This is a genomic window from Anaerococcus faecalis (assembly GCF_013371425.1).
GTDB classification, from domain to species: domain Bacteria; phylum Bacillota; class Clostridia; order Tissierellales; family Peptoniphilaceae; genus Anaerococcus; species Anaerococcus porci.
On the sequence record NZ_JABVBA010000008.1, the window covers coordinates 92,474 to 117,150 of the forward strand.

Sequence of the window (24,677 nt, forward strand, 5' to 3'; positions counted from 1 at the left end):
CTTAATTTTCTTCTGTTTTATTTGATTTTATCCAAACACATACTTTATTTTTATAAACTAATGATTTTAAAGACTATATTCTATCTTTATAATTTCATCATTATAAAAATTAAGACTTATTCAATGTTAAAAAACTTATTTATATCATCAAAAACATCTATGTTATTTTCTTCATTTAAAACTTCATGCTTCATTTTGTCATATATTTTATAGTCTATATTTTCATATCCTAATGATTTTAAAATACCAAGGCTTCTTTTTATTCCTTCTTCTCCTCCTGTCACATCATCATCTATTCCATTTAAAGAAAGGATTTGGAGTTTCTTATTTCTAAGTTTATATTTTTTCTTTTCATTTAGTCCTTTTACAAGGGAAAACAAAGAAACATTACTTTTTGCAAGAAATCCATTAAGCCTCATTGGATCATTTTCCTTTATCCTTATATTTTCTTTATTATAAGATATCCAAGATGAATCTTTTGAAGTGATTCCTGATAGTTTATCTAAAAGCTTTGACCTTCTTTTCTCTCCTAGATAAAAAGAGATTATATTTCCCAAAAATACACCTATACTAGCTATTGGAATATAAGAAACAGTTCCTGTAAGAACTAATTTATCTATAGTTTGATCATTCTCTTTCAAATAATTTCTTGCAATTAAGGAACCCATGGAATGACCAAGCATATAAATTTTTTTATCCTTATGAAGCATCCTTATATACTTATTTACAATTACCTGGTCATCTATAAGCTCATGATAGTCTCTTATAAAGCCTGAAGGATGATTTTCTGAAATACTTTTCCCATGTCCCCTGTTATCAGCTATAACTACAGCATATCCCTTATCATTTAGGTATTTTGCAAATTCTAAATAATTTAAAGAATGTTCTAGCATTCCATGGATTATCTGAACTACAGCTTTGGGCTTTTCTAAATCAAATAAATTTACATATAAATCGAATCCATCGCTATTAGTTAAAATTATTTTTTTCCTATCCTTAAGGTTTTTTTCCTCTTTTATAAAAAACCTAGATCCATTTTTTAAATCTTTATAATTTTTATACTTAAAGGCATAAAAGATTTGAGGTAGAAGGATAAAAAATAATAAAACAATTATATATTTCATCTTCCAATCTCCCTTACATTAAAGGCAGTATTTCCCCTACCAAAATCTTTTGTCTCAAACTCAACCTTAGTATCTTTTTTTAAAGTCCTGTAAGACTCATCAGATATAATTTCAGAATAATGAAAGAAATAATCTTCTCCACCATCTGTTTCAATAAAACCATATCCTCTTTTATTGTCAAAAAATTTAACCCTACCTTCTTTCATTTTTATCCTTTCTAGCAGAAAATAAAATCCTTAAGCTATAATCCTTGACTTGGGCAAATGTGTCCTCATCTAATATTTTTATATCAGTGAAGTTATTGTTTTTAAGTAAGGCTTTCATAAAATCTATTGAATAGTATCTTTCTATTTGATTTTCTACAATTCTTTTGTATGAACCATCATTATTTTTTATAAAAAAATTAAGTTCCATATCAATTATGTCGCCTTCTTTTATATTATCCCGAGTGTAGAATATATCTTCATATTCATATACAAATGAGTTCGACCCGAAAACTTGATCCATTTTATAGGCTGAATTTATATCAAAGACTAAAAGTCCACCTTCTTTTAAATTCTTATAAGAATTTTTAAATAATTTTCTCAACTCATCTTCATCAGTAACATAGTTTATAGAATCAAGAAGGATTACTATTAAATCATACGAATTTTCATTTAAAAAATCTACCATATTGTAATTATATAAGCTTACATTATCTTCTTGATGTTTTTTAGAAAAAACCTCAAGCATAGACTGAGATAAGTCAAGGGCATCTATATGGTCAAAATCATCAAAAAAGTATTGGGTTAGCATACCAGTGCCGCATGCTAACTCCAACATCTTAACTTTTTTTATCTTATATTCATCACATAGTCTTTTTATATTTTGGCTATACTTTTCATATTCCAAATCAAAAGATAGTTTATCATATATATAGGCAAAATCTTTATACATTACTTATATTCAATTACCTTATAAGACTCTTTTGTTTTTTCTAAAAGGTCTTGATATTTTTCAAGCTTTTCGCGTTCTTCATTTACTACTTTTTCTGGTGCTTTTGATACAAAACCTTGGTTGTTTAATTTTCCTTCTGCTCTTTTTATTTCAGATTCAATGTTTTTAATCTCATCTCTTAGTCTTTTTCTTTCCTTATCATAGTCTATAAGATTTTCTAAAGGAATATATATTTTAAAGTCATTAAAGATAAGATTTACTGCATCTTCTACTTCCTTATCTTCAGCTATTATAGATATTTCACCAGACTTAGAAAGATTAATAAATTGACCCTTTAAATCATCTAAGAAACTTCTTGTTTTCTCATCAGATGAATATATTACAAGATCTTGTCTAGTTTTTGAACCAAGATTTAAAGTTTGTCTTTGATTTCTTATTGATTTTATAGCTTCAATTGCTCCATCTACAATTCTTGCTTCATTATCAAAGTTAAAGTCATCACTAGCCTTTGGCCAATCTTCAACTATAAGCATATCCTTTTTATTTGGCAATTGCTTGTAGATTTCTTCTGTTATAAATGGCATAAAAGGATGAAGAAGGGCTATCATATCTTTTAGAACATATACTAAAACTTTTTTAACTGTGGACTTAGCCTTATCATCTTCTGAGTTTAGTCTTTCCTTGGCAAATTCTATATACCAATCACAAAACTCTTCCCATATAAAGTCTTCAATCCTACTTGCAGCAAGACCAATTTCATATTTATCTAGGTTTTTAGATACCTCTTCTATAACATTATTTAATCTTTTAAGTATCCACTTATCCTCAAGACTTAGGTCAAAATCTTTAAATTCTACATCGTCAGACTCATCTATATTCATTAAAACAAATCTTGTTGCATTCCAAAGTTTATTTGCAAAGTTTCTACTTGCAATAATTCTTTTTTCATCATAACGCATATCATTTCCTGGAGAATTCCCAGTTATTATTGTAAACCTTAGGGCATCTGCGCCATAGTTATTTACTACATCAATTGGATCAACTCCATTTCCAAGGGATTTTGACATCTTTCTACCTTGAGGATCTCTTATAAGACCTGTGAATAAAACATGGTCAAACGGAATCTTATCTGTATTATAAAGAGAAGAAAATACCATTCTTATAACCCAGAAAAAGATTATATCATAGCCAGTAACAAGAATATCTGTTGGGAAGTAGTATTTATAATCTTCTGTTTCATCAGGCCAACCTAAGGTTGCAAAAGGCCAAAGAGCTGATGAAAACCAAGTATCGAGGGTATCTTCTTCTTGGGTAACCTTCTTACCTTCTAGCATTCCATTTTCATCTGGATCATCTTCAGACACAATAATCTCTCCATCTTCAGTATAGAAAACTGGGAGTCTATGACCCCACCATAATTGTCTAGATATACACCAATCTCTGATATTTAAAAGCCAATTCATATAGGTCTTTCCTATAGATTCTGGAATTAAATTTAATTCACCATTTTTATAGACTTCTATTGCTTTTTTGGCAAGATCTTCCATCTTAACAAACCATTGTTTAGAAATCAATGGTTCTATAACAACCTTTGTCCTTTCACTATAACCTACAGCATGCTCTATAGTTTCAGTCTTAATTAAAAGATTTTCTTTTTCTAAATCTTCTATTATTAGCTCTCTTGCCTTATACCTATCAAGACCTGAATATTTACCATAGCCTTCTTTAATGTGGGCAGCCTCATCTATAACTACACATTGTCCCAACTTATGTCTTTTTCCAACTTCAAAGTCGTTAGGATCATGGGATGGAGTGATTTTTACACAACCTGTACCAAATTCCATATCTACATAGGAATCTTCAATTAAGGGAATCTTTCTTCCTACAAGAGGAAGTATTAAGTTTTTCCCAATTTTATCCTTAAATCTCTCATCTTCTGGATTAACTGCTACTGCCAAATCTCCAAACATGGTTTCAGGCCTTGTTGTAGCTATGGTTATATAATCATCACTATTTTCAAAGAAATATTTTATATACCATAAGTGTCCCTCTTGATCCTTATGATATACTTCTGCATCTGATAAAGCAGTTTTTGCTTCAGGGTCCCAGTTTACAATCCTATTTCCCCTATAGATTAGACCTTCATCATACATCTTTTTAAAGACACGTCTTACAGCTTTTGTAAGATTTTTATCCATAGTAAAGGAATCCCTATCCCAATCGCAAGAAACTCCTATCGTTCTTAATTGTTTTTTTATGGTTCCACCATATTCTTCGGTCCAATCCCAACATTCTTTTAAAAACTCATCACGACCAAGCTCATCCTTGCTCTTTCCTTCATTTCTTATTTTTTCAACAACCTTAGCCTCAGTTGAAATTGAGGCATGATCTGTTCCCGGTATCCAACAAGCTTCAAAACCTTGCATTCTCTTATATCTGATTATAATGTCTTGAATAGTATTATTTAAGGCATGACCTAGATGAAGTTTTCCAGTTATATTTGGTGGTGGCATAACTATAGTAAATGGTTTTTTATCCTTATTAACTTTTGACTTAAAATAGCCACCCTCTTCCCATTTTTTATAAATATCTTTCTCAAAATCTTTAGGTTCGTACTTTGTTTGCATAAAATCTCCTAACTAAAATAAATTAAAAAATGGTAACACATTCTCTAGGACGAGATTATCGCGTTACCACCTATATTCCTTTTATAAAAGGCTCTTATTTGCATATATGCATGCTACAATTAAACTATTTCAAACTAACCTTCATAGGTTTTTCTTAAAGACTTCCACCAACCGTCTTCTCTCTATAAAGATCCACCTACTACTCCTTTTTGTCAAAGTTTAGTATTTAATTCTTTAATCATTATATTTTACTTTAAAAAAATGTCAATATTCTTATATTATTCCTTTTTTTATACTTTTCTATGAATAAATAGAAAAAATACCATAAATATCGAATAAAAGGAAAAGATAAAATAAAAGCCTTTAAATATAAGCTTGTATAAATATATAAAAATAGAAAACGATTATTATGCTTGGATTTTTATAAAAAAATGCTATAATTATATTAGAATCTAATGTAAGGAGGTGGTAGCTTAATGAAGCTAAGTATAAATATTCTTTCAGATACTAGCGGATATGCAACTGAGCAAATTGTAAAAGTTTCTCTTAGTCAATTTGATGTTGATACTATTATAAATATATATCCTGATATAAGAGATATTGATTCTTTGAAAAATAACTTAGAATTTATAAGAAAGACTAATGAAAACTTTTTCATCTACCACTCATTTCAAGATTCACAGATGAATGTGTATATCAATAACTTTTGTGAGCTAAATAATATATCATATGTAGACATTACTGGATATTCTATAAGGAATTTATCAAAAAAACTCAAACTAAAACCTAAAAATAGGTACTCTAGCCAAAGTCTTTATGAGAGCATTCACTTTAAGACTATGAATGCTTTTGACTTTGCCATAAAATATGATGATGGTAAGGATTTTAGATCACTAAAAGCTTGTGATATAGCTATTATTGGAGTTTCTAGGTCATCTAAGACCCCCCTATCTATCTATCTTGCTAGTAAGGGTCTTAAGGTATGTAATATACCTATACTATTAAAGGCAAGCCTACCTAGAGAATTATTTGAAATAGATTCAAATAAGATTTTTGGTCTCACTATAGATGAGAATAGGTTAAAAAGTCTTAGGGAAGAAAGACTGAAAAGTTTAAATATCTTCAGTGAAAGTAAGTATTCAGATATTAATGAAATAAGAAAAGAACTTAAATATGCTAAAGATATTATGGATGACTTATCTTGTAAAATTATAGATGTTACAAATAAGTCAATAGAAGAAACTTCTGATATCATAGTTAATACGTTAAATGAATACGAAAGGGGAAAAAAATGACAGAAAAATACGTATACAATTTTAACGAGGGCGACAAATCAATGCGCTCATTACTTGGTGGTAAGGGCGCAAATCTAGCAGAAATGACAAATATGGGCATCAATGTACCATATGGTTTCACAGTTTCAACAGAAGCTTGTGCAAGATTTTATAAGGAAGATAAAAAGATTTGGGACAGTCTAAAAGATGAAATCACAAGGCATATCAAAGACCTTGAAGAACACAATAAGAAAACCTTTGGTTCTACCGAAGACCCATTATTAGTATCAGTAAGAAGTGGTGCTCCTGTTTCAATGCCAGGTATGATGGATACAATCTTAAACCTTGGTTTAAATGATGATGCAGTTATAGGCCTTAGCAAAAAAACAAATAACGAAAGATTTGCTTATGATTCTTATAGAAGATTTATACAAATGTTTGCAGACGTTGCTATGGGAATTGATAAAAATAATTTTGAAAAAGTACTTACAGCCAAGAAAAGAGCAAATGGTGTAAAAGAAGATACTGACCTTACAGCAGAAGATTTAAAAGAGGTTGTAGAAGAATACAAGTTAGTTTATAAAACTCTAAAAGGCGAAGACTTCCCACAAGATCCTAGAGAACAGCTTGATGCGTCAATAACTGCAGTATTTGCATCATGGAATAACGAAAGAGCAATCCTTTATAGAAAACTTAATGATATTGATGATTCTATGGGAACCGCAGTAAATGTTCAATCAATGGTATTTGGTAATATGGGTGATAATTCTGGTACAGGAGTAGCTTTCTCAAGAAATCCAGCTACAGGTGAAAACAAACTATTTGGTGAATACTTAATAAATGCTCAAGGTGAAGACGTAGTAGCAGGAGTTAGAACACCTAAAGAAATTGCCACCTTAAAGGAAGCTATGCCTGATGTCTACCAAGAATTCTATGACACAAGCGAAAAACTTGAACAACATTACAAAGATATGCAAGATATGGAATTTACTATACAAGATGGTAAATTATATCTACTCCAAACAAGAAATGGTAAAAGAACTGCTCAAGCTGCAGTAAAAGTTGCTGTAGATATGGTTCATGAAGGTCTACTCGATGAAAAAGAAGCAATTCTTAGGGTAAATCCTAAGGACTTAGATGGAATCCTTCACCCTACCCTATCTCAAAAAGCAATAGATGAAAATACCCCAATTGCAAAAGGTCTTGCAGCAAGTCCAGGAGCTGCTGTAGGTTATATTGCCTTTACAGCAAAAGAAGCTAAGGAAAGAGCTGCTAAGGGTGTTGATGTAATTCTTGTACGTGAAGAAACAAGCCCTGAAGACTTAGAAGGCATGGTATCAGCTACAGGAATACTAACTGCAAGGGGTGGTATGACAAGCCATGCTGCCGTAGTTGCAAGAGGTATGGGAAAATGTTGTGTATCTGGTGCCCATGATATAGAAGTTATAGAAGATGAAAGAGTTGTATTAGTTGACGGTAAAGAGTTGACAGATGAAAACATAATCTCTATAGATGGTTCTACAGGAAATATCTATCTAGGAGAGCTTGAAACACAAAATCCAAAACTTGAAGGTGACTTCGGTGAATTTATGGGTTGGGTTGATAAGTATCGTGATATGAAAGTTAGAACAAATGCCGATACACCAAATGATGCTAAACAAGCCCTCGAATTTGGAGCAGAGGGAATTGGTTTATGTAGGACAGAACATATGTTCTTTAAAGCTGATAGAATCTTCCAAGTAAGAAAGATGATTCTAGCTCACAATAAAGAAACTAGAAAAGAAGCCCTAGATAAAATTCTTCCAATGCAAGAAGATGACTTCTATAAAATCTACTCACTCATGGGTGAAAGACCAGTTACAGTAAGACTATTAGATCCACCTCTTCACGAATTCTTACCACGTGGACAAGAAGAGATAAGAACTCTAGCTGAAGACTTAAATATGGAAATAGCTCAAGTTAAGAAAAGGATATTAGACCTTGAAGAAGTAAACCCAATGCTTGGATTTAGAGGACTTAGACTTGGGGTAAGATACCCAGAAATCTCAAGAATGCAAGCAAGAGCTATAATTCAAGCTGCTTTACATTGTCATGAAGATGGAATTAAAGTTATTCCAGAAATAATGATTCCACTTTCATCTGATGCAAAAGAACTTTCTTATGTAAAAGAAGAAGTAAAAGATGAAATTGAAAAAGTATTTGAAGAAAAAGGTAAAAAAATCGACTATCTACTAGGTACAATGATTGAAATCCCAAGAGCTGCCATAACAGCTGATGAAATTGGAGAAATAACTGACTTCTTCTCATTTGGTACAAATGACCTTACACAAATGACATTTGGACTTTCAAGAGATGATGCTGGTAAATTCTTAGACTTATACCTTGATAAGGACATCTTTGCAAAAGACCCATTCCAAGTACTAGATCAAAAGGGTGTTGGTTTCTTAGTAGAAACTGCAGTAGAAAAGGGAAAAAAAGCAAATCCTAACCTTCACTTAGGTATATGTGGAGAACATGGTGGAGAGCCAACTACAGTTAAATACCTATATGGAGTAGGACTTGACTATGTATCTTGTTCACCATTTAGAGTTCCTATAGCAAAACTTGCAGCAGCACAAGCAGCTATAGAAAATCCTAGGAAAAAATAATATAAAAAAGTAGATGAAAATCAATTTTCATCTACTTTTTATTACTCTCTAAAATTCATTATAAATTCATAAAAATTTTTATTATGTGATTTAAATCACTGACTTAACTCTCCCCTTCCTTATATAATTGACATATAAATAAAGAAACTATTTAAATTAACATAAATTATAGGAGGCTACAATGAAGGCATATGAAAATTTTAAGGGTCAGATTTGGAAAGACGAAATAAATGTTCGTAATTTTATCCAAGAAAATTACACCCCCTACGAAGGTGATGAATCTTTTTTAGTAGGTATGAGTGAAAAAACTAAAAAACTTCACCATATAGTTGATGAAATGATTAAAAAAGAAGTCACTGAAAATTATAGAAATGCTGATACTACAAGATTTGCAACAATAGATGGATATGACGAAGGCTACATTGATAAAGAAAATGAAGTTATATTTGGTCTTCAGACAGATGAAGCTCTTAAAAGAATTGTAAATCCATATGGTGGATATAGGATGGTTGAACAAGCACTAGATGCTTATGGTCAAAGTATGGATAAAACTTTAGAAAAAACTTTTAAAGAATTCAGAAAAACTCACAACCAAGGTGTGTTTGATGCTTATACGAAGCAAATTAGAAAGGCTCGTTCAGTAGGACTTTTAACAGGTCTTCCAGATGCCTATGGACGTGGTAGAATAATCGGTGATTATAGAAGAGTAGCTCTATATGGTATGGATAGACTAATTGAAGAAAAGATAAAAGACTTAGATAGACTTCCTATAAGTGAAGAAGATATAGAAGCTTCCATTAGACTTAGGGAAGAAGTTTCTGAACAAATTAGGGCTTTAGGTAAAATTATCAATATGGCAGATAAGTATGGTTTTGATATAAGAAGACCAGCTGAGAATGCAAAAGAGGCTGTTCAATGGCTATATTTTGGATATCTTGCTGCAGTTAAAGAAAATAATGGTGCTGCAATGAGCCTTGGCAGAAATACTACATTCATAGACTGTTATATCCAAAGAGATATGAAAAAAGGACTAATTGATGAAAAGATAGCTCAAGAATTAATAGATCAACTTGTTATTAAACTAAGACTTGTAAGACACTTAAGAACACCTGAATATGATGAAGTGTTTGGTGGAGACCCAACTTGGGTTACAGAATCAATCGGTGGTATGGGACTAGATGGGAGAAGTCTTGTTACAAAAACAGCCTTCCGCTTCCTTCACACCCTTACAAATCTTGGTCCATCTCCTGAACCAAATATGACTGTACTTTGGGCAAAAGATTTACCAAAAGCTTGGAAAAATTACTGTTCAAAAATGTCAATTAATACAGATTCAATCCAATATGAAAATGATGATTTGATGAGAAATATGTATGGTGATGACTATGCTATAGCATGCTGTGTATCTGCTATGGAAGTTGGAAAAGAAATGCAATTTTTCGGAGCACGTGCAAATCTAGCTAAATCACTCCTCTACTCTATAAATGGTTCAATTGATGAAAAGAAGAGAAATAAGGATGGATCATTTATAAAAGTATTTGATGATATAGAAAAAATTGAAGATGATTACCTTGACTATGATAAGGTAATGAAAAACTACAAGAAAGTTTTAGCGGAAGTTGCTAAAATGTATATAAAAGCTTTAAATACTATTCACTTCATGCATGATAAGTACGCATATGAAGCTGGACAAATGGGTCTTTTAGATACAAAAGTCAAGATAAATATGGCGTGTGGAGTTGCGGGTCTTTCAATTGCTGCTGACTCACTTTCAGCCATAAAATATGCTAAAGTTAAGCCAATAAGAGATAAAGATGGTATAGCGGTTGACTTTGAGACTTTTGGGGACTTCCCTAAGTATGGAAATGATGATTCAAGAGTTGATGATATTGCTGTAGAAATTTTATCCTATTTCTCAGATGAACTTAAAAAACACCCAACATATAAAAACGCCCACCATACCCTATCTGCCCTTACAATCACTTCAAATGTAATGTATGGTAAAAAAACTGGTTCCACACCAGATGGAAGAAAAGTTGGTGAACCATTTGCCCCAGGTGCAAACCCAATGCACGGACGTGATGAAAATGGTGCACTTGCATCTCTTAATTCTGTAGCTAAACTTCCATATGAGTGTGTTTGTGAAGATGGCATTTCAAATACTTTTACTATAGTTCCAGATGCCTTAGGTAAAGAAAATAAACAAAGAGTAGAAAATCTTGTAAATATAATGGATGGCTACTTTGGACAAGATGCCTTTCATTTAAATGTAAATGTCCTTCAAAGAGAAAAATTGATGGATGCTTACAATAATCCGGAAAAATATCCAAACTTGACTATTAGGGTTTCAGGATATGCTGTAAGATTTAATAGGTTAACAAATGAGCAAAAAAGAGAAGTTCTTCAAAGGACATTCCACGATATAGCTTAAATATATTAAAATAAAAGATAAGGAGAGGACAATATGCTAAGATTACATTCTATAGAGACTATGGGACTTGTTGATGGACCAGGAATTAGAACTATATTTTTCTTACAAGGTTGTCCTCTTCACTGTATTTACTGTCATAATCCTGACACCCAAAATACACTAAAGGGTAAAGAAGTAAGTGTAGACTATCTTGTAGAAAAAGCAAAAAGAATGAAGCCTTATTTCAAAAATGGTGGCGGTGTAACTATTTCAGGTGGAGAACCTCTTATTCACGGAAAAGACTTAATCAAATTGATAGATAGTCTACATAAAGAAAATATCCATGTATGTCTTGATACATCAGGAATTGGAAATAGTAATTACTACGAAGAAATAATAGATAAAGTCGATCTTATACTTTTAGATATAAAACACTATAACATCCTAGGTTTCAAGGAAATGGTTGGATTTTCAAATGATAAGCTTTTAAAATTTATAGACTATATAAAAAACTCCTTTACCCCTATTTGGATAAGACATGTCATGGTCCCAGGCTTTACTGATAGCAAAGAAGATATGGAAAACCTTGTTAAATTCATTCATCCAATAAGTAAAAATATAGAGAAAATTGAAATTCTACCCTACCACACCCTAGGAATAAAAAAATATGAGGAAATCGGAAAAGACTATAAACTAAAAGGTGTTGAAGCAATGGATAAGAAAAAAGCTAAGTCACTTGAATCTTACGCTAACTCTTTGCTAGAATTGTATAGAAAGGAAAGCGTAAAAGAAAAAACGCAAAAGTGATAAAATGAGCCTTGATTATGGAAAAATTGACTTATTTAATTTTTTGACAAAAAAAGAACTTGATAGACTTTCTAAAGATGTTAAAATAAAAGAATATAAAAAAGGAGAAACTGTTTTCTCTCCTGGAGATAAGCCAGAAAAAATGTTTGTAATATATGAAGGTTTTATAAAAATATTTATGCTAATATCAGATGGACGCGAACAAATTCTATATATTTATGGCAAAGGTGAATTTGTTGGAGGACACAACATGTTGAAAAACGAAGATTATATATATCATGGTCTTGCTACAAGTGATGTCAAGATAATTGAGCTTGATAAATATGACTTTAGTGTACTTATAAACAACAAGATTTTTCTTAGAAGACTTATAGACCAATCTTATAAGAGAATAAGAAAAAGTGAAAAACTCATAGATAGACTTATTGTAATAAATGCTGATATGAAAGTTGCAAAGCTATTAATTGATTTAATTGGAATCTATGGAAAGATTAAAGCTAATGGAACTATTCTACTTGATACAAATATAACGCGCCAAGAGCTTGCTTCATACGCAGGTATATCAAGAGAAACCATGTCTAGAAAATTATCTTACCTTGAGGATATGGGAATCATAGATTTAGAAGATAAGGGAAAAATCCTTATAAAAAATATGAAAGAATTAAGAAAGTTTACTCTTTAATAAGAGGGTCGGGTCTGTAAATAGTTTTGTGTATCAACCTGACTCCTGATAAAAGGGTAAGGGTTGATACAATTTTTTATGTATCAATATCTGTCCATTCCTATAGGAATGGAGCTTATTTTAATTTTATACGAACTGAATAAACTGTCAAATTTTCATGAAAATTTCCAGCTGATTTTATAGTTTTTTTACCTGTTTTTAAAACCTCCCTTCAAAAAATATTGATAATTGGGATAAGATTTGATCCCAGCCACGAATTCTACTTGTCCATTTGCTTGAGGCATATACCATTGCAAGGTACAAGCTTTTTTGTAGTGCGTAGTCATTTGGAAATATTGTTTTATTTTTGGTTACTTTTCTTAGTTGTCTATTGAAGTTTTCCATCACGTTTGTTGTATATATTAGTTTTCTTATTCCTTCTGGGTATTTGAAATATGTGAGAAGTTTAAGTCCAGTTATTTTTCCAAGAGCTTACACACATTGGGTATTTTTTATCCCATTTTTCTTCAAATATTTCTAGGTTTGTTAAAGCTAGTTCTTCTGTTGGTGCCTTGTATACTGCTTTTAAGTCTTTCATTAATTCTTTTATATCTTTGTAGGATACATATTTAGTTGAGTTTCTTATTTGGTGGATTATGCATTTTTGGATTTCTGCTTTTGGGTATACTGCTTCTATGGCTTGGATAAATCCTGGAAGGTTGTCTGTTGAGAATATTAATACATCTTCTATCCCTCTTTCTTTTAGCTGATTTAATACTAAGAGCCAATATTTGCTTGATTCGTTTTCTCCTACCCACATTCCTAGTATTTCTTTAAAGCCTTCTAGATTGTAGCCTAGGGCTATATATACTGCTTTTTTGACTACTATGTTGTTTTCTCTTACGTGATAGTGTATGGCGTCTAAGAAGACCATAGGATAGATTTTTTCTAGTGGTCTATTTTGCCACTCTTCTATGGTTGGTAGTATTTTATTTGTTATTTTACTTACCGATGATCTAACTGTTTTTTTACTTGTTCCATTTCTTGTATTTAGGGAAAGTGGTTTTTCACCATACTCATAGTCTAAATGCTTATCTAATTCTGCTTTTAAAAGCTCTTGCATTGTATCGCCTTTAGTGCTTCTTGAATATCTTGTGTACTTTGAGGCTGATATTTTTTAATTAACATCTTAGATATTTTGTTTAACTTTGTTTCTGGTCTTTTTCTTGGCATAAAAATTCCTCCTGGTTAGTTTTTCTTTACCCTAATCAGGAGGTTTCTATACACAAAACTTTACACAGTCTCAAATAAGATATTCCCAGCTTATCTGGTAGTTTGCACAAGCCTCTATAATACATAATTCATATACTTACAGAATTAAACTGTAAAATATTATATCAACCACAGTATTTACCAACTATTTCTTAAGAGTGGTTTTTTATTTTCTTTTTATCTACAATATAAACATAATATAATACCTCTATTACTAAAATTTATATTTCATTTTTATATTTTGATTTTTAGTCACTTGAAGTTAAGCTCAATACTCCACCTATATATGAGGTAGAATATTAAGTTAATCACATTTTTTCACAAACTTACTTAAGTAAGCAATGAAAAAATTTTATAAATACGATATTTTTTATTTACTTAGATTTACTAAGTATTTTGTCAATTCCATCTTTTACACTTTCCATAATTTTTTCATTATCAATTCCACCTACTATAGGCTCTCCAACTATGTTTCCATCCTTATCTACAAGAATAGATGTAGGATAAGACATAATTTTTCCTGCATATTCTCCAAGATCACTAGATGGATCAAGTGATATATTTTTATACTTTATTCCTTGTTTATCTAATATATCCTTAGCTTCTTTAATAGCCGTATTATTCCCATCAATTGCTTCTGTATTTATACCTATAACTTGACCTCCTTTTTTATCAATCTCGTCATTTAGCTTTTGAAGTTCTGGAAGCTCTCTTACACAAGGTGAACAACCATTAAACCAGAAATTTACTAAAGTTACTTTCTTATCTTTAAAAATATCATTAGATATATCTTCCCCATTTAAAGTTTTTGCATTAAAAGCTGGAAATTTTTGTAAATCATCGCTTTCTTCATTTGAACTTTGAGACTTCTCAGTATCTTTTTTTAATTTTGAAAGTTTGCTTTCAATATCTTTTATTTGTGCCAGATCATTATCTATTTTTTTCATATCTTCTTCACTAAGCTTATCTTTTGATTTTTCAACAAGACTCTTTAGATATTCATCATAAGGCATCTCCTTACTTTTTTCCGTATCATTCTTATCAGCTTTTTCAAAAACCTTATTCCAAAGATTCTTGTTATTTGCAATAATGTCATTTTCCTTACTAGTAAGTTCTATAATTTTATCGTCTGTATTTGATGATGAGTCTTTTTCTTCTGTTTTAACTACATTTTTATTATCTGTATCATTATTTTTATGTCCACATGCTCCTAATACCAAAGATAGACTTAAAGTAATTGCTAATGCTTTAACTATTTTTTTAATTTTCTTCTCATTTTTTATTATCATTTTTATTTCCTCTTTCTAGTCCAAAATTAAATTTAATTGCATCAGTTGGACAAGAACTAATACACATACCACATCTTATACATTCAGAATGATTTTGACTTTTCCTTACGTTTACATCCATTTTACATGACTTAACACACTTGTTACAAGATATACACTTTTTTTTATCTAAAATTATCTTAAATAGAGAAATTTTGTTAAATAAAGCATAAAAGGCTCCTAAAGGACATATCCACTTACAAAATGGTCTAAAAAATAATATACTTAGTATTATAAAAATTATAAGGATAGTAAGCTTCATATTAAATAAAGGTCCAAGTGCTGCCCTTATAGATGTATCAACAATAGATAAAGGAATAGCACCTTCAAGAACACCTTGAGGACAAATATATTTACAAAAATATGGATTACCCATCCCTAGGTCATTATTTATAGTAATAGGTAAAATCACTACAAAAACAGCAAGAATTATATACTTTAAATACTTAAGTAGTTTTAGTTTTTTAGTAGAAATTTTCTTAGTAGGGATTTTATGTAGTAATTCTTGAAAAAGCCCAAACGGACACAAAAATCCACAAATTAGTCTTCCAAATAAAACTCCAATTAGTATCAAAAATCCACTTATATAATATGAAAATTTAAATTTACTTGATCCAACCACTGCCTGATAAGCACCTATAGGACAAGCCCCACTAGCAGCAGGGCAAGAATAACAATTAAGTCCTGGTACACAAATTCTTTTAAAATCCCCCCTATAAATTTTTCCTTTTATGAAGTTTGTAAGATGAAAATTAGTAAGTAGACTTGCCAAAATTTGTATAAGAAACCTATACTTTGATATTATTTTTGATTTTAACTTATCCAATTCCAACACACTCCAAACACAAGTTTATAGCTTTAGAAAATACAGTATCAACTTCACCACGATATGCACCATAAATTATAAATACTAAAGCGAGAACAAGACTAAAAACTTGTACATATTTTTTCTTTTTTATAATAATCACTCCTTTTTTCTTATAGATTTATCTTACAAAAATCCATATAAAATTTATGTTAAGAAATAATATTAAGCAAAAATTTACTGACTTTTGTTATAATTATTATAAAGGTGAATCTTATGAAAATTTTGATAGTTGAAGATGAAGTGATTTTAAATAAGACTATAAATACAAGCCTAAAAGAATCAGGTTATGTGGTTGAATCAGCCTATGACGGAAAAAAGGCCTTAGATTTGTTCTTAGTTGAAAATTATGATTTAATTGTACTCGACCTAAATCTACCATTTATAGATGGAATGGATGTATTAAAGACTATAAGAAAAAATGATGATGAAATAAAAATAATCATTTTATCCACTCGTAGCCAAATCGAAGATAAGGTTGAAGGTCTTGATTATTGAGCCAATGACTTTTTAGAAAAGCCATTTCACCTAGATGAGCTTAAGGCAAGAATAAGGTCATTAACAAGAAGAAGATTTATTCAAAATAATAGCCTACTTTCTTTTGACGGAATAACTTTGGATACAAAAACAAGACTTACAAAAATTAATAATTCATCTATTATCTTAACCAGAAAAGAGACAGGAATCTTAGAATACTTACTTATAAATGAAGGTCGACCTATAAGTCAGGAAGAGTTAATTGAACATGTGTGGGATTCCAGTATAGATATGCTATCAAATTCTATAAGAGTTCACATATCAGCCCTTAGAAGAAAACTAAAAAAATAACTATCCTATGATCCTATAGAAAATAGGATAGGCGTAGGATATCTTTTAAGGAAAAGAAAATGAAAAAATTTCCTTAAGATTAAGAATTGCCATAATGACAGCCCTCCTTGTTGGTATAAGCTGCATAGCTATGAACTTTTTTCTTAATAAAACAGCCTATTACTACATGGACTCCTTAAATGGATATATTGCTGATGTAGAAAGTGATGAGAAAATTTATATAAAGATAGATGAGGATAAGATTGATGATTTTTTCAGTACATTTTCAAACCAAGTAGTTAATATAAAGATAAATTTTTCAAAAAAATCTGCATTTATAACTCTTATAATAAGCTTAAGTGGTGGAATCTTATCCTATATTATAAGTGGAAAATCACTTAAGCCCTTGGATGATTTTTCTCAAAAAATTGAAAAGATTGAGTTGAAAAATATTAAAGAATACCAAATAAGAGATGAAGAAATAAAAGAATTTGAAAAGATTAAAAATTCATTTAATAGAATGCTTAAAAGACTTGATGAATCTTATAAGGCCGAAAAAGAATTTACAAGAGTAGCAGCTCACGAGCTTAAAACTCCACTTGCAATAATAAATTCTCAAATAGACTTATATGATGAGATGTATATGAATGATGATGAGGTTAAAGATTTAATTCACATGATTAAAAATGAAAGTGATAGACTAAAAAAACTTGTAACAAATCTTCTAGATATAAGCGAACTTAATTCAATAAAAAGAGATGAAAAAATAGAAATATCATCACTTATAGAAGAGGTAAACCAGGACTTAGCATACCTTTCAGATAAGAAAAATATAAGCATAGAAAATAAATGTGATGAGTCTTATATTCTAGGAAATGACATCCTAATATATAGGGTATTTTATAATATTATAGAAAATGCCATGAAATATAATAAAAAAGATGGCTATATTAAAATTTATTCTAAGATAAAAAAAGAAAGTATTAAAATTTTTATAGAAGACTCAGGTATAGGTATAGAAAATAATGAAAGAGATAAAGTCTTCATTCCCTTTTATAGGATAAATAAGGAAAATCAAAAAGAAAAGGGATCAGGTCTTGGTCTTTCCCTTATTTATAAAACTATTAAAATACACGGAGGAGAAATAAAAATTCTTGATTTAAAAATTGGTGCTAAATTTTCTATAAAATTTCCTTTAATATCTTATCTATACCAACTGAGATTGCTGTATCTCCTGATATATTTGCTGCTGTTCCAAATGAGTCTTGTGTCAAGTAAAGTGTTATTAAAAGTGATGCAAGTTCTCCTTCAGATGGAATACCTACTACAGGTAAAAATGGTAGGGCACTCATTACCGCTCCACCTGGTGCATCTGGTGCTGCAACCATTGCAATTCCCAAAATCGCCATATATTTTAGCATTAGTAGGTAAGAATGATCCATTCCATACATTACAAGAATTGTAAATGTACAAGCTGTAATTGTAATCATGGAGCCTGGCATATGTACTGTTGCTCCTAAGGGTATTACAAAGTCTCTTATTCCTTTAGTTACACTATTTTGCTTAACACATTCTAAGTTTACAGGAATTGTTGCAACTGATGATTGAGTTCCAACTGCTGTTAAATATCCTTTCACTTGGTTTTTCATAAGTGTAATAGGGTTTTTCTTTGTGTATACACCATTTATTATAAAGAGTATTGAAATATATACTAAATGAAGTGCTATTACACATAAGAATATTTTCCAAAATATGGAAAGTACTGCAAATCCTGATCCTGTAAAAGCCATCTTTGAAAAGTTATCAAATATAAAAAATGGTAAAAATGGTACTATAGCTGTCGATAATACTTTTGTTATAATATCATTAAATTCTCCTACTTTTGACATTTTTGCAACAGTTGCTGGTGATAGCCCTACCTTATCCATCAATTCCTTTTTATTCATATTTTGATCAATAAGTACTTTCCAAAGTCCGTTATAATTAATCTTCATATTTACCATTCCTTATTTTGTTTGAAAAATTCATGTTTACGTATTTTTTATTTATATTATTATATCAGTTCCTCCTCTCGATATTCTCCTTAATCTTTTTATCCTTTTGTCTGTGAAAAATTCTTCTTTTAATTCTATCCAATAATATCTTTTATTTATTGCAATTCTAATCATCCTTGCAATAAAAAAGAAGTAGACTTTTTCTCTACTTCTCTTTATAATTTATTTTTCATTATTCACAAATTTTTTATAATTTCCTAGCTAAAAAAGCTAGATGCTTTTTCTCGTCCAGATGGTATTCGCATTTAAATCCTATCTTATTCAATGTTTCTGTGAGATATTCGGGAGAATAAACTTCAAAATCTAGCATATCCGCCCATTTCTTTATATTTTTATGATCTCTATATGCTCCTTCGTTACATATTAGAAACTGACCGTCCTTAATTAGAACACGATGGATTTCCTTAAAGGGTACTTCTATATTATTCCAAAAATAAATAGTTTCAAAGGCAGTTACTATATTTATGGATTCATCTTCAAAAGGTAACTTAGCCACATCTGCTTCAATAATTTTGCACCTGCCATCTCTTATAGATTCGCTATTTACTGAACTTGCGATATCTACACTTGTTTTAGAATAGTCCATTCCATATACTTTTTTAGCCTTTGTTAAGAAGTATTGAACATTACGTCCACCACCGCACCCTAGATCTAAAACCACATCCGAGCTTTTAATATGCAGAAAGGATCTGCCCCATTTCGCCAATTTTTCGTGACCAACGTTCATTCCTTTCACCATGAAACGACCGCCAAAATTATTTTTAGGATTTTTTACATTTTCAAAAAATTTTTTTAACATTTTTATCTCCAGTTGATAACTATTATTAATATCATTTTACCATAAATTTTACATTTATTCAATTTTATATCCTATCTACCTTGTATTTTTCCATATTTTCGAAAATCGAAATTCTTGATTTCCTGATTTTCGGAAGTCTGGACTTCTGCTTTTAGGAAGTCTTGTTATTGTGGTTATTTAAGGGTGTAACTTTTCGTTACTCCCTTAGATTTCTCTAGAAGTGTAAATAATTTTGTGTATCAATCTAAATACTGATAACGCCTTGTCTTGATATATTCGATTGTTAAAGTTCAAATATTGTTTAGATTTCTTTTTAAATAGAAAGAGGACTTATGCTACTAGGCATAAATCCTCTAATCTAAATTTTCCTATTCAAAGACTTTAAATCTTTCTTCCTATCAATTATTTAATTTCCATGATTCTGCCTTAGCTTTTGCATTTATAAGGTCAGAATAAAGTCCATTATTTTTAATCAGTTCTTCGTGATTTCCACGTTCTACTATTTCTCCATCTTTTAAGACTAAAATCTGGTCAGCATTTCTAATTGTCTTTAACCTATGAGCAATCATTATTACTGTCTTATTTTTTGTTAATGATTCTATTGCTTCTTTAAGCTTATCTTCATTTTCTGGGTCTATATTTGCAGTTGCTTCATCAAAGATAATTATATCTGCGTCTTTTAGCATTGCTCTTGCAATGGAAATTCTTTGTTTTTCTCCGCCAGATAGACTTGCTCCACCTTCTCCGATAATAGTATTATATCCATCTGGGAGATTTTCTATAAATTCATGACATCTTGCTTTTTTTGCAGCTTGAACTACTTCTTCATGGCTTGCATTTTGTCTTCCAAATTTTATATTATTTTCAATTGTATCTTCAAAGAGATAGACGTCTTGAAATACCATGGAAATTGAATTCATAAGGTTTTCTATCTTATAGTCTTTTATATTTTTTCCACCTATTAAAATTTCACCAGAATTTATATCCCAAAATCTCGCTATTAGATTACAAAATGTAGTCTTACCAGATCCCGATGGACCAACTATGGCAGTCATGGTGTTTTCTTTTATCTCTGCTGATACATTTTTTAAAATTGGTCTGTCATCATAAGAAAAGCTGACATTTTTAAAGACTATATTGTGATTTTTTATAGGCTCTGAAACTTCTCCTTCTTCCATATCTTCCATATCATTTACATAGGAATAAGAATCTATTGCATTCTCAACCATTCTTAGCATTGCCATAGCAGAACCAGATGTTATAAGCCCATCAAATATTACAAAACTTGCTATAAGTATCATAATAGTATTGACTATTTGACTGTTTTCAACAAAATATAATTTTATTGATATAAATAACATCAAACAAATTGTTATAGCTATTATTATTTTAGCTAATAAACTATATGGCATTATAGTTTTTTCTAAATCAAAAGAATATTTACTTGCACCATCAAAGCTTTTATCAAGTTTTTTATTGTTACTTCCTCTTAGATTGTATGATTTTATAATTTGCATTCCTTGCAATGTTGATAAGACTTCTTTGGTAAGTGATACTTGAATCTCATGAATCTTGTCTGCATTTTTACTAGACCTTTTTTTCATACGAGCAACAATCAACAAAAATACAATAGAGCCAACTATTGCTACAAGACCTACCTTATAAGAAAATAAAAATAAGGATAAGATAAAAACAATAGCATTAAGCATACCACCGAAAACCATAATATACAAAGTTGGAACCCAAGTTTCTACATTATCTAAGTTAGTAGTCGCAATAGTTGTTAAATTTCCTAAACTTAGACTTGAGAAGAATCCCATGGGAACTTTTTTTATTTTTTCACCTAATTCAACTCTCTTGTGTCCAGCCATAAAATATCCAGCATGTGTTTGTTTGAGCATAGATAAATTTTTTGAAATAATTACTCCAGCTATACTAATTAATAAAAGTAAACTTGATATTCCAATTGTTTTGTAACTTATATCCTTATTTACTATCCCGAAAATCGCATAATAAATTGCTGCAAATTGTAAAGCATTAAAAATAGAACCGAAAAAATTAGCAAAGATTGATTTTTTTATGAACACTTGTTCTTCATTAGAAAAATTCCATATTTTTTTAAAAACACTAAGCATCTTTTTCTCCTTTCAATGCAGTTACCCATAGATCATGATAATCTTTTGATTCCTTCAAAAGCTCTTCATGACTTCCTTTACATGCAAGTTCTCCATTTTTAATTAAAAATATATTATCTACATCTGTTATTGTCTTTAAACGATGGGCAATTATAATTAGAGTTTTTCCTTTGACAAGTTCTGATATTGCATCTTGAATCAAAGCCTCATTTTCAGGATCGATATAAGAGGTAGCCTCATCTAAAATAACTATCGGAGCATTCTTTATCATAGCTCTTGCAATTGATATTCTTTGCCTTTCTCCTCCAGATAAATGTTTACCAGCTTCTCCTACTCTTGTATCATATCCATCTGACAAGTTCATTATAAAATCATGGCAGGCTGATTTCTTACATACTTCAATTACTTCCTCATCACTAGCATTTTTATTTCCTATCCTGATGTTATCTTTAATTGACATATCAAAAAGAAAATTATCTTGTGATACATAGGAAATAATAGTAGATAGCTTTTCAAGAGATATATCTTTAATATTTACATTTCCTATACTTATAGAACCACTATCTACGTCCCAAAATCCTGAAATTAGTTTTGCAATAGTCGACTTTCCCGAACCAGATTCGCCTACTAAAGCATTCACACTTCCTTCTTCTACATTTATATTTATATTTTTTAGGACTTGTTTATCTTCTTCATAAGAAAAATCTACGTTTTTCATCTCTATATTATAATTTTTCATATCCACATTTTCATTTTTATGAGATAATTCTCTCGCAGAAAGTATATTTTTAATCTCTTTGAAAATAGTTGACATTCTTCCAATATCATCTTCAAAAGTCATTACTCTCATAATATTTTGAATAGTCCCAAAAGAAAGGATTATCAATGTTAAAAATACACCACCATCTAGTGAACCATCCATGCAGAAATATAAACCAAATGGTATAATTGTCAAAATACCAACTGGAGCAATAGACATACTTATCGCATAGTCTCTTGTATTTTCTCCCATCCAATCGTAATAATAATTCGCCTTTTTATACACATTGTCCTTGTATTTTCTATAAGATTTTTCGCCTTGATTAAATGTTTTAATAACCTCAATCCCATTGATATACTCAACCACGGAATTATTCATATCTTGACCAATTTTAACTGCTTGTGGAAACTTTACCTTCATTCTTTTCATCGGCCCTGCCATAAAAAATCCACCAATAACTAATGGAATTAAAGATATTAAACTAAGTCTATAATCTAAAATTAACATGTAAACAAATAATATTATAGGTCCGACTAAATTAGCTGTCATCTCAGGTATCATATGTGCCAATGTTGTTTCAGTATTATCAACTTGATTTACAATTATGTCTTTTAACTTACCAGTAGACTCATTCAATATATCTCCTAATGGCATATTAAATAATTTTTCCATAAGACTTTTTCTTATATCTCGTATTATTTGATAGGCTGTTTTATGAGAAATCATAGTTGACAAAAATACGAACACTTCTTTGATTATAAGACATGAAAGTATCAAGAAAATTTTATTTATATAGTAATGAAAATCTTGGCTACCATCAATCAATGATATAATCATTTTACTTAGAATAATATATACAAAAAGATTTGAAATTACTCCAAGTATTGCAAATAACACAGAAATAAAATATGGTGTTTTATTTCTCTTAATATATTTTTTTAATAGATCCATAAATTTAACTCCTTTCATCATCTTTTTTCATAACATTTGTAAAATAAGTCTCTATCATTTCAGTTAAATATATCTTATTTTTTACAAAATTCTCACGTGCATTCAAAATTTCGCAAGCCATCAATCCAGAATTTATAATATTAATCATAAATTCAAATGTATTATCAGAAGGTAACTCGTTAAACAAAGTAGAGAACAATTCTTTAAATACTTGTATGGACTCTTTTTTTATTTTCACATATAGTTCTTTCAGATCATCATTTTCTTTTAACTCACATAAAAACATAATATAAAGCTTTACATAATCACTATCTGCAAGTATCTTGTCTATAATCATTCTCGAAAACAACTTCGGACTTAATATTAAATCTTCATCATAAATTGATTTTTGAATAATATCCTTTCTATTTAAATTACCTTCTACCATAATGTCATATAAGATTTCATAAGTAGAACCATAATGATGATACAACCCACCTCTAGAAAGCCCAGTAGCTTCCATAATGTCATTCATAACTGTATTTCTAAATCCCTTATCCAAAAAGACTTTAATAGCTGCTTGTCTAATCTGCTTTTTTCTTTCATCGGCTTCCATTTTCATTTCATAAACAACCTCCATACCGACACTCTTGTCGGTATTATTGTATCAACTCTGATAATCATTGTCAATAGCTTTGCTTATACTTCTTATTTAATTTCTTTAAATGAAGAATAACTTAATACACGCTTAATGCTTATAAGGGGCGGAAGTGTAAATAATTTTGTGTATCAACCTAAATCTTGATTAAAGGGTAAGGGTTGATACATTTTTTATGCTTCAATCACATTTGTGTGGCTACAACTTTTTCTACATCAACATTTTTATCTTATAGATTATCTTCAAAATCCCGTCATGATCCAATGATGAAAAAAGAGCAAGTGGTTTTTCTTGTCCATCTGCTCTAAATACTTTTCGTGTTCTTTTTCTTGCCAGTAGACTTTGTATATCTGCTCGATTAGTTTAATTTTTTTTGCACCGACATAAAGGTAATATTCTTTTGTCATTTATGTTTCCTCCATTCTTTTTGTTTTTATGTTTTTAGTCAAAAAAGAGGACTCCTGCTCTTGGGCACGGTTAGTCCTCTAAAATGAACGAAACTATTTTTAATATAGATTCTTTTTGGATTTGCTATATTATTTTTAACAGATATATTATATAAATATCGTCTTTCGATGTTTA

At 30.1% G+C, this 24,677-nt stretch carries 17 protein-coding genes and 5 pseudogenes; 7 read left to right on the top strand and 15 right to left on the bottom strand.

What is annotated here, in order from left to right; genetic code table 11:
* Positions 1 to 116: 116 nt before the first annotated feature.
* From HV819_RS08430 to HV819_RS08445, 4 genes are read right to left on the bottom strand one after another with little or no spacing between them, the layout of a single operon-like run.
* Positions 117 to 1,124 carry an alpha/beta fold hydrolase gene (locus tag HV819_RS08430; RefSeq protein ID WP_154541170.1) on the bottom strand — a complete coding sequence of 336 codons (1,008 nt, stop codon included), beginning with the start codon at positions 1,122 to 1,124 and terminating at the stop codon, positions 117 to 119.
* A complete protein-coding gene (locus tag HV819_RS08435; RefSeq protein ID WP_176269997.1) occupies positions 1,121 to 1,330 on the bottom strand; it encodes a cold-shock protein in 210 nt (69 codons plus the stop codon). The genes HV819_RS08430 and HV819_RS08435 overlap by 4 nt, the downstream gene beginning before the upstream one ends.
* Positions 1,317 to 2,060 (bottom strand): class I SAM-dependent DNA methyltransferase, encoded by a 744-nt coding sequence (locus tag HV819_RS08440; protein ID WP_154541174.1) that lies wholly within the window; start codon positions 2,058 to 2,060, stop codon positions 1,317 to 1,319. Before HV819_RS08440 ends, HV819_RS08435 begins: the two co-directional genes overlap by 14 nt.
* Complete coding sequence (locus tag HV819_RS08445; RefSeq protein ID WP_154541176.1) at positions 2,060 to 4,687, bottom strand: valine--tRNA ligase; 2,628 nt, start codon at positions 4,685 to 4,687, stop codon at positions 2,060 to 2,062. Before HV819_RS08445 ends, HV819_RS08440 begins: the two co-directional genes overlap by 1 nt.
* A 476-nt stretch (positions 4,688 to 5,163) precedes the next feature.
* Here HV819_RS08445 and HV819_RS08450 point away from each other — a divergent pair, with 476 nt between their 5' ends.
* The 5 genes from HV819_RS08450 to HV819_RS08470 all read left to right on the top strand — a co-directional run bounded on the left by HV819_RS08450 (position 5,164) and on the right by HV819_RS08470 (position 12,508).
* A complete protein-coding gene (locus HV819_RS08450; protein ID WP_176269998.1) occupies positions 5,164 to 5,982 on the top strand; it encodes a pyruvate, water dikinase regulatory protein in 819 nt (272 codons plus the stop codon).
* Positions 5,979 to 8,609: a pyruvate, phosphate dikinase gene (ppdK, locus tag HV819_RS08455; RefSeq protein ID WP_176269999.1), complete on the top strand. Its 2,631-nt coding sequence runs from the start codon at positions 5,979 to 5,981 to the stop codon at positions 8,607 to 8,609. The genes HV819_RS08450 and ppdK overlap by 4 nt, the downstream gene beginning before the upstream one ends.
* A gap of 181 nt (positions 8,610 to 8,790) precedes the next feature.
* On the top strand, positions 8,791 to 11,040 hold the full coding sequence (pflB, locus tag HV819_RS08460; protein ID WP_176270000.1) for a formate C-acetyltransferase: 2,250 nt from the start codon (positions 8,791 to 8,793) through the stop codon (positions 11,038 to 11,040).
* 33 nt (positions 11,041 to 11,073) lie between these two features.
* Complete coding sequence (gene pflA / locus HV819_RS08465; RefSeq protein ID WP_176270001.1) at positions 11,074 to 11,826, top strand: pyruvate formate-lyase-activating protein; 753 nt, start codon at positions 11,074 to 11,076, stop codon at positions 11,824 to 11,826.
* Positions 11,827 to 11,830: 4 nt separating this feature from the next.
* Positions 11,831 to 12,508, top strand: a complete 678-nt coding sequence (locus HV819_RS08470) for a Crp/Fnr family transcriptional regulator (RefSeq protein WP_154541186.1) — start codon at positions 11,831 to 11,833, stop codon at positions 12,506 to 12,508.
* A 198-nt stretch (positions 12,509 to 12,706) separates the two neighbouring features.
* On the opposite strand, the pseudogene HV819_RS08475 reads toward HV819_RS08470, so the two are convergent.
* The 4 genes and pseudogenes from HV819_RS08475 to HV819_RS08490 all read right to left on the bottom strand — a co-directional run bounded on the left by HV819_RS08475 (position 12,707) and on the right by HV819_RS08490 (position 16,052).
* A pseudogene (locus tag HV819_RS08475) lies at positions 12,707 to 13,720 on the bottom strand (IS256 family transposase).
* Positions 13,721 to 14,133: 413 nt separating this feature from the next.
* Positions 14,134 to 15,048 carry a TlpA family protein disulfide reductase gene (locus tag HV819_RS08480; RefSeq protein WP_154541758.1) on the bottom strand — a complete coding sequence of 305 codons (915 nt, stop codon included), beginning with the start codon at positions 15,046 to 15,048 and terminating at the stop codon, positions 14,134 to 14,136.
* Positions 15,032 to 15,919 (bottom strand): 4Fe-4S binding protein, encoded by an 888-nt coding sequence (locus tag HV819_RS08485; protein WP_216629239.1) that lies wholly within the window; start codon positions 15,917 to 15,919, stop codon positions 15,032 to 15,034. The genes HV819_RS08480 and HV819_RS08485 overlap by 17 nt, the downstream gene beginning before the upstream one ends.
* On the bottom strand, positions 15,906 to 16,052 hold the full coding sequence (locus HV819_RS08490; RefSeq protein ID WP_320595417.1) for a CD1871A family CXXC motif-containing protein: 147 nt from the start codon (positions 16,050 to 16,052) through the stop codon (positions 15,906 to 15,908). Before HV819_RS08490 ends, HV819_RS08485 begins: the two co-directional genes overlap by 14 nt.
* A 116-nt stretch (positions 16,053 to 16,168) precedes the next feature.
* On the opposite strand from HV819_RS08490, the pseudogene HV819_RS08495 reads away from it, so the two are divergent.
* A pseudogene (locus tag HV819_RS08495) lies at positions 16,169 to 16,843 on the top strand (response regulator transcription factor).
* A 436-nt stretch (positions 16,844 to 17,279) separates the two neighbouring features.
* Positions 17,280 to 17,897: pseudogene (locus tag HV819_RS11635) on the top strand (sensor histidine kinase); the annotation flags it as partial.
* A 43-nt stretch (positions 17,898 to 17,940) separates the two neighbouring features.
* On the opposite strand, the gene HV819_RS08505 reads toward HV819_RS11635, so the two are convergent.
* From HV819_RS08505 to HV819_RS08530, 7 genes and pseudogenes are all read right to left on the bottom strand, one after another.
* Positions 17,941 to 18,762, bottom strand: a complete 822-nt coding sequence (locus HV819_RS08505) for a cation:dicarboxylate symporter family transporter (protein ID WP_326831254.1) — start codon at positions 18,760 to 18,762, stop codon at positions 17,941 to 17,943.
* 45 nt (positions 18,763 to 18,807) lie between these two features.
* Positions 18,808 to 18,918 (bottom strand): annotated as a pseudogene (locus tag HV819_RS11970) (phage replisome organizer N-terminal domain-containing protein); the annotation flags it as partial.
* An 82-nt stretch (positions 18,919 to 19,000) separates the two neighbouring features.
* Complete coding sequence (locus HV819_RS08510; RefSeq protein ID WP_154541764.1) at positions 19,001 to 19,612, bottom strand: class I SAM-dependent methyltransferase; 612 nt, start codon at positions 19,610 to 19,612, stop codon at positions 19,001 to 19,003.
* 398 nt (positions 19,613 to 20,010) lie between these two features.
* Positions 20,011 to 21,747: an ABC transporter ATP-binding protein gene (locus HV819_RS08515; protein ID WP_176270003.1), complete on the bottom strand. Its 1,737-nt coding sequence runs from the start codon at positions 21,745 to 21,747 to the stop codon at positions 20,011 to 20,013.
* The gene (locus tag HV819_RS08520) at positions 21,740 to 23,458 is read right to left on the bottom strand and encodes an ABC transporter ATP-binding protein (RefSeq protein WP_154542071.1); all 1,719 of its coding nucleotides are present in this window, start codon (positions 23,456 to 23,458) and stop codon (positions 21,740 to 21,742) included. The genes HV819_RS08515 and HV819_RS08520 overlap by 8 nt, the downstream gene beginning before the upstream one ends.
* A gap of 4 nt (positions 23,459 to 23,462) precedes the next feature.
* Positions 23,463 to 24,059, bottom strand: a complete 597-nt coding sequence (locus tag HV819_RS08525) for a TetR/AcrR family transcriptional regulator (RefSeq protein ID WP_154542073.1) — start codon at positions 24,057 to 24,059, stop codon at positions 23,463 to 23,465.
* 268 nt (positions 24,060 to 24,327) lie between these two features.
* A pseudogene (locus HV819_RS08530) lies at positions 24,328 to 24,502 on the bottom strand (sigma-70 family RNA polymerase sigma factor); the annotation flags it as partial.
* Between the last annotated feature and the right edge of the window lie 175 nt (positions 24,503 to 24,677).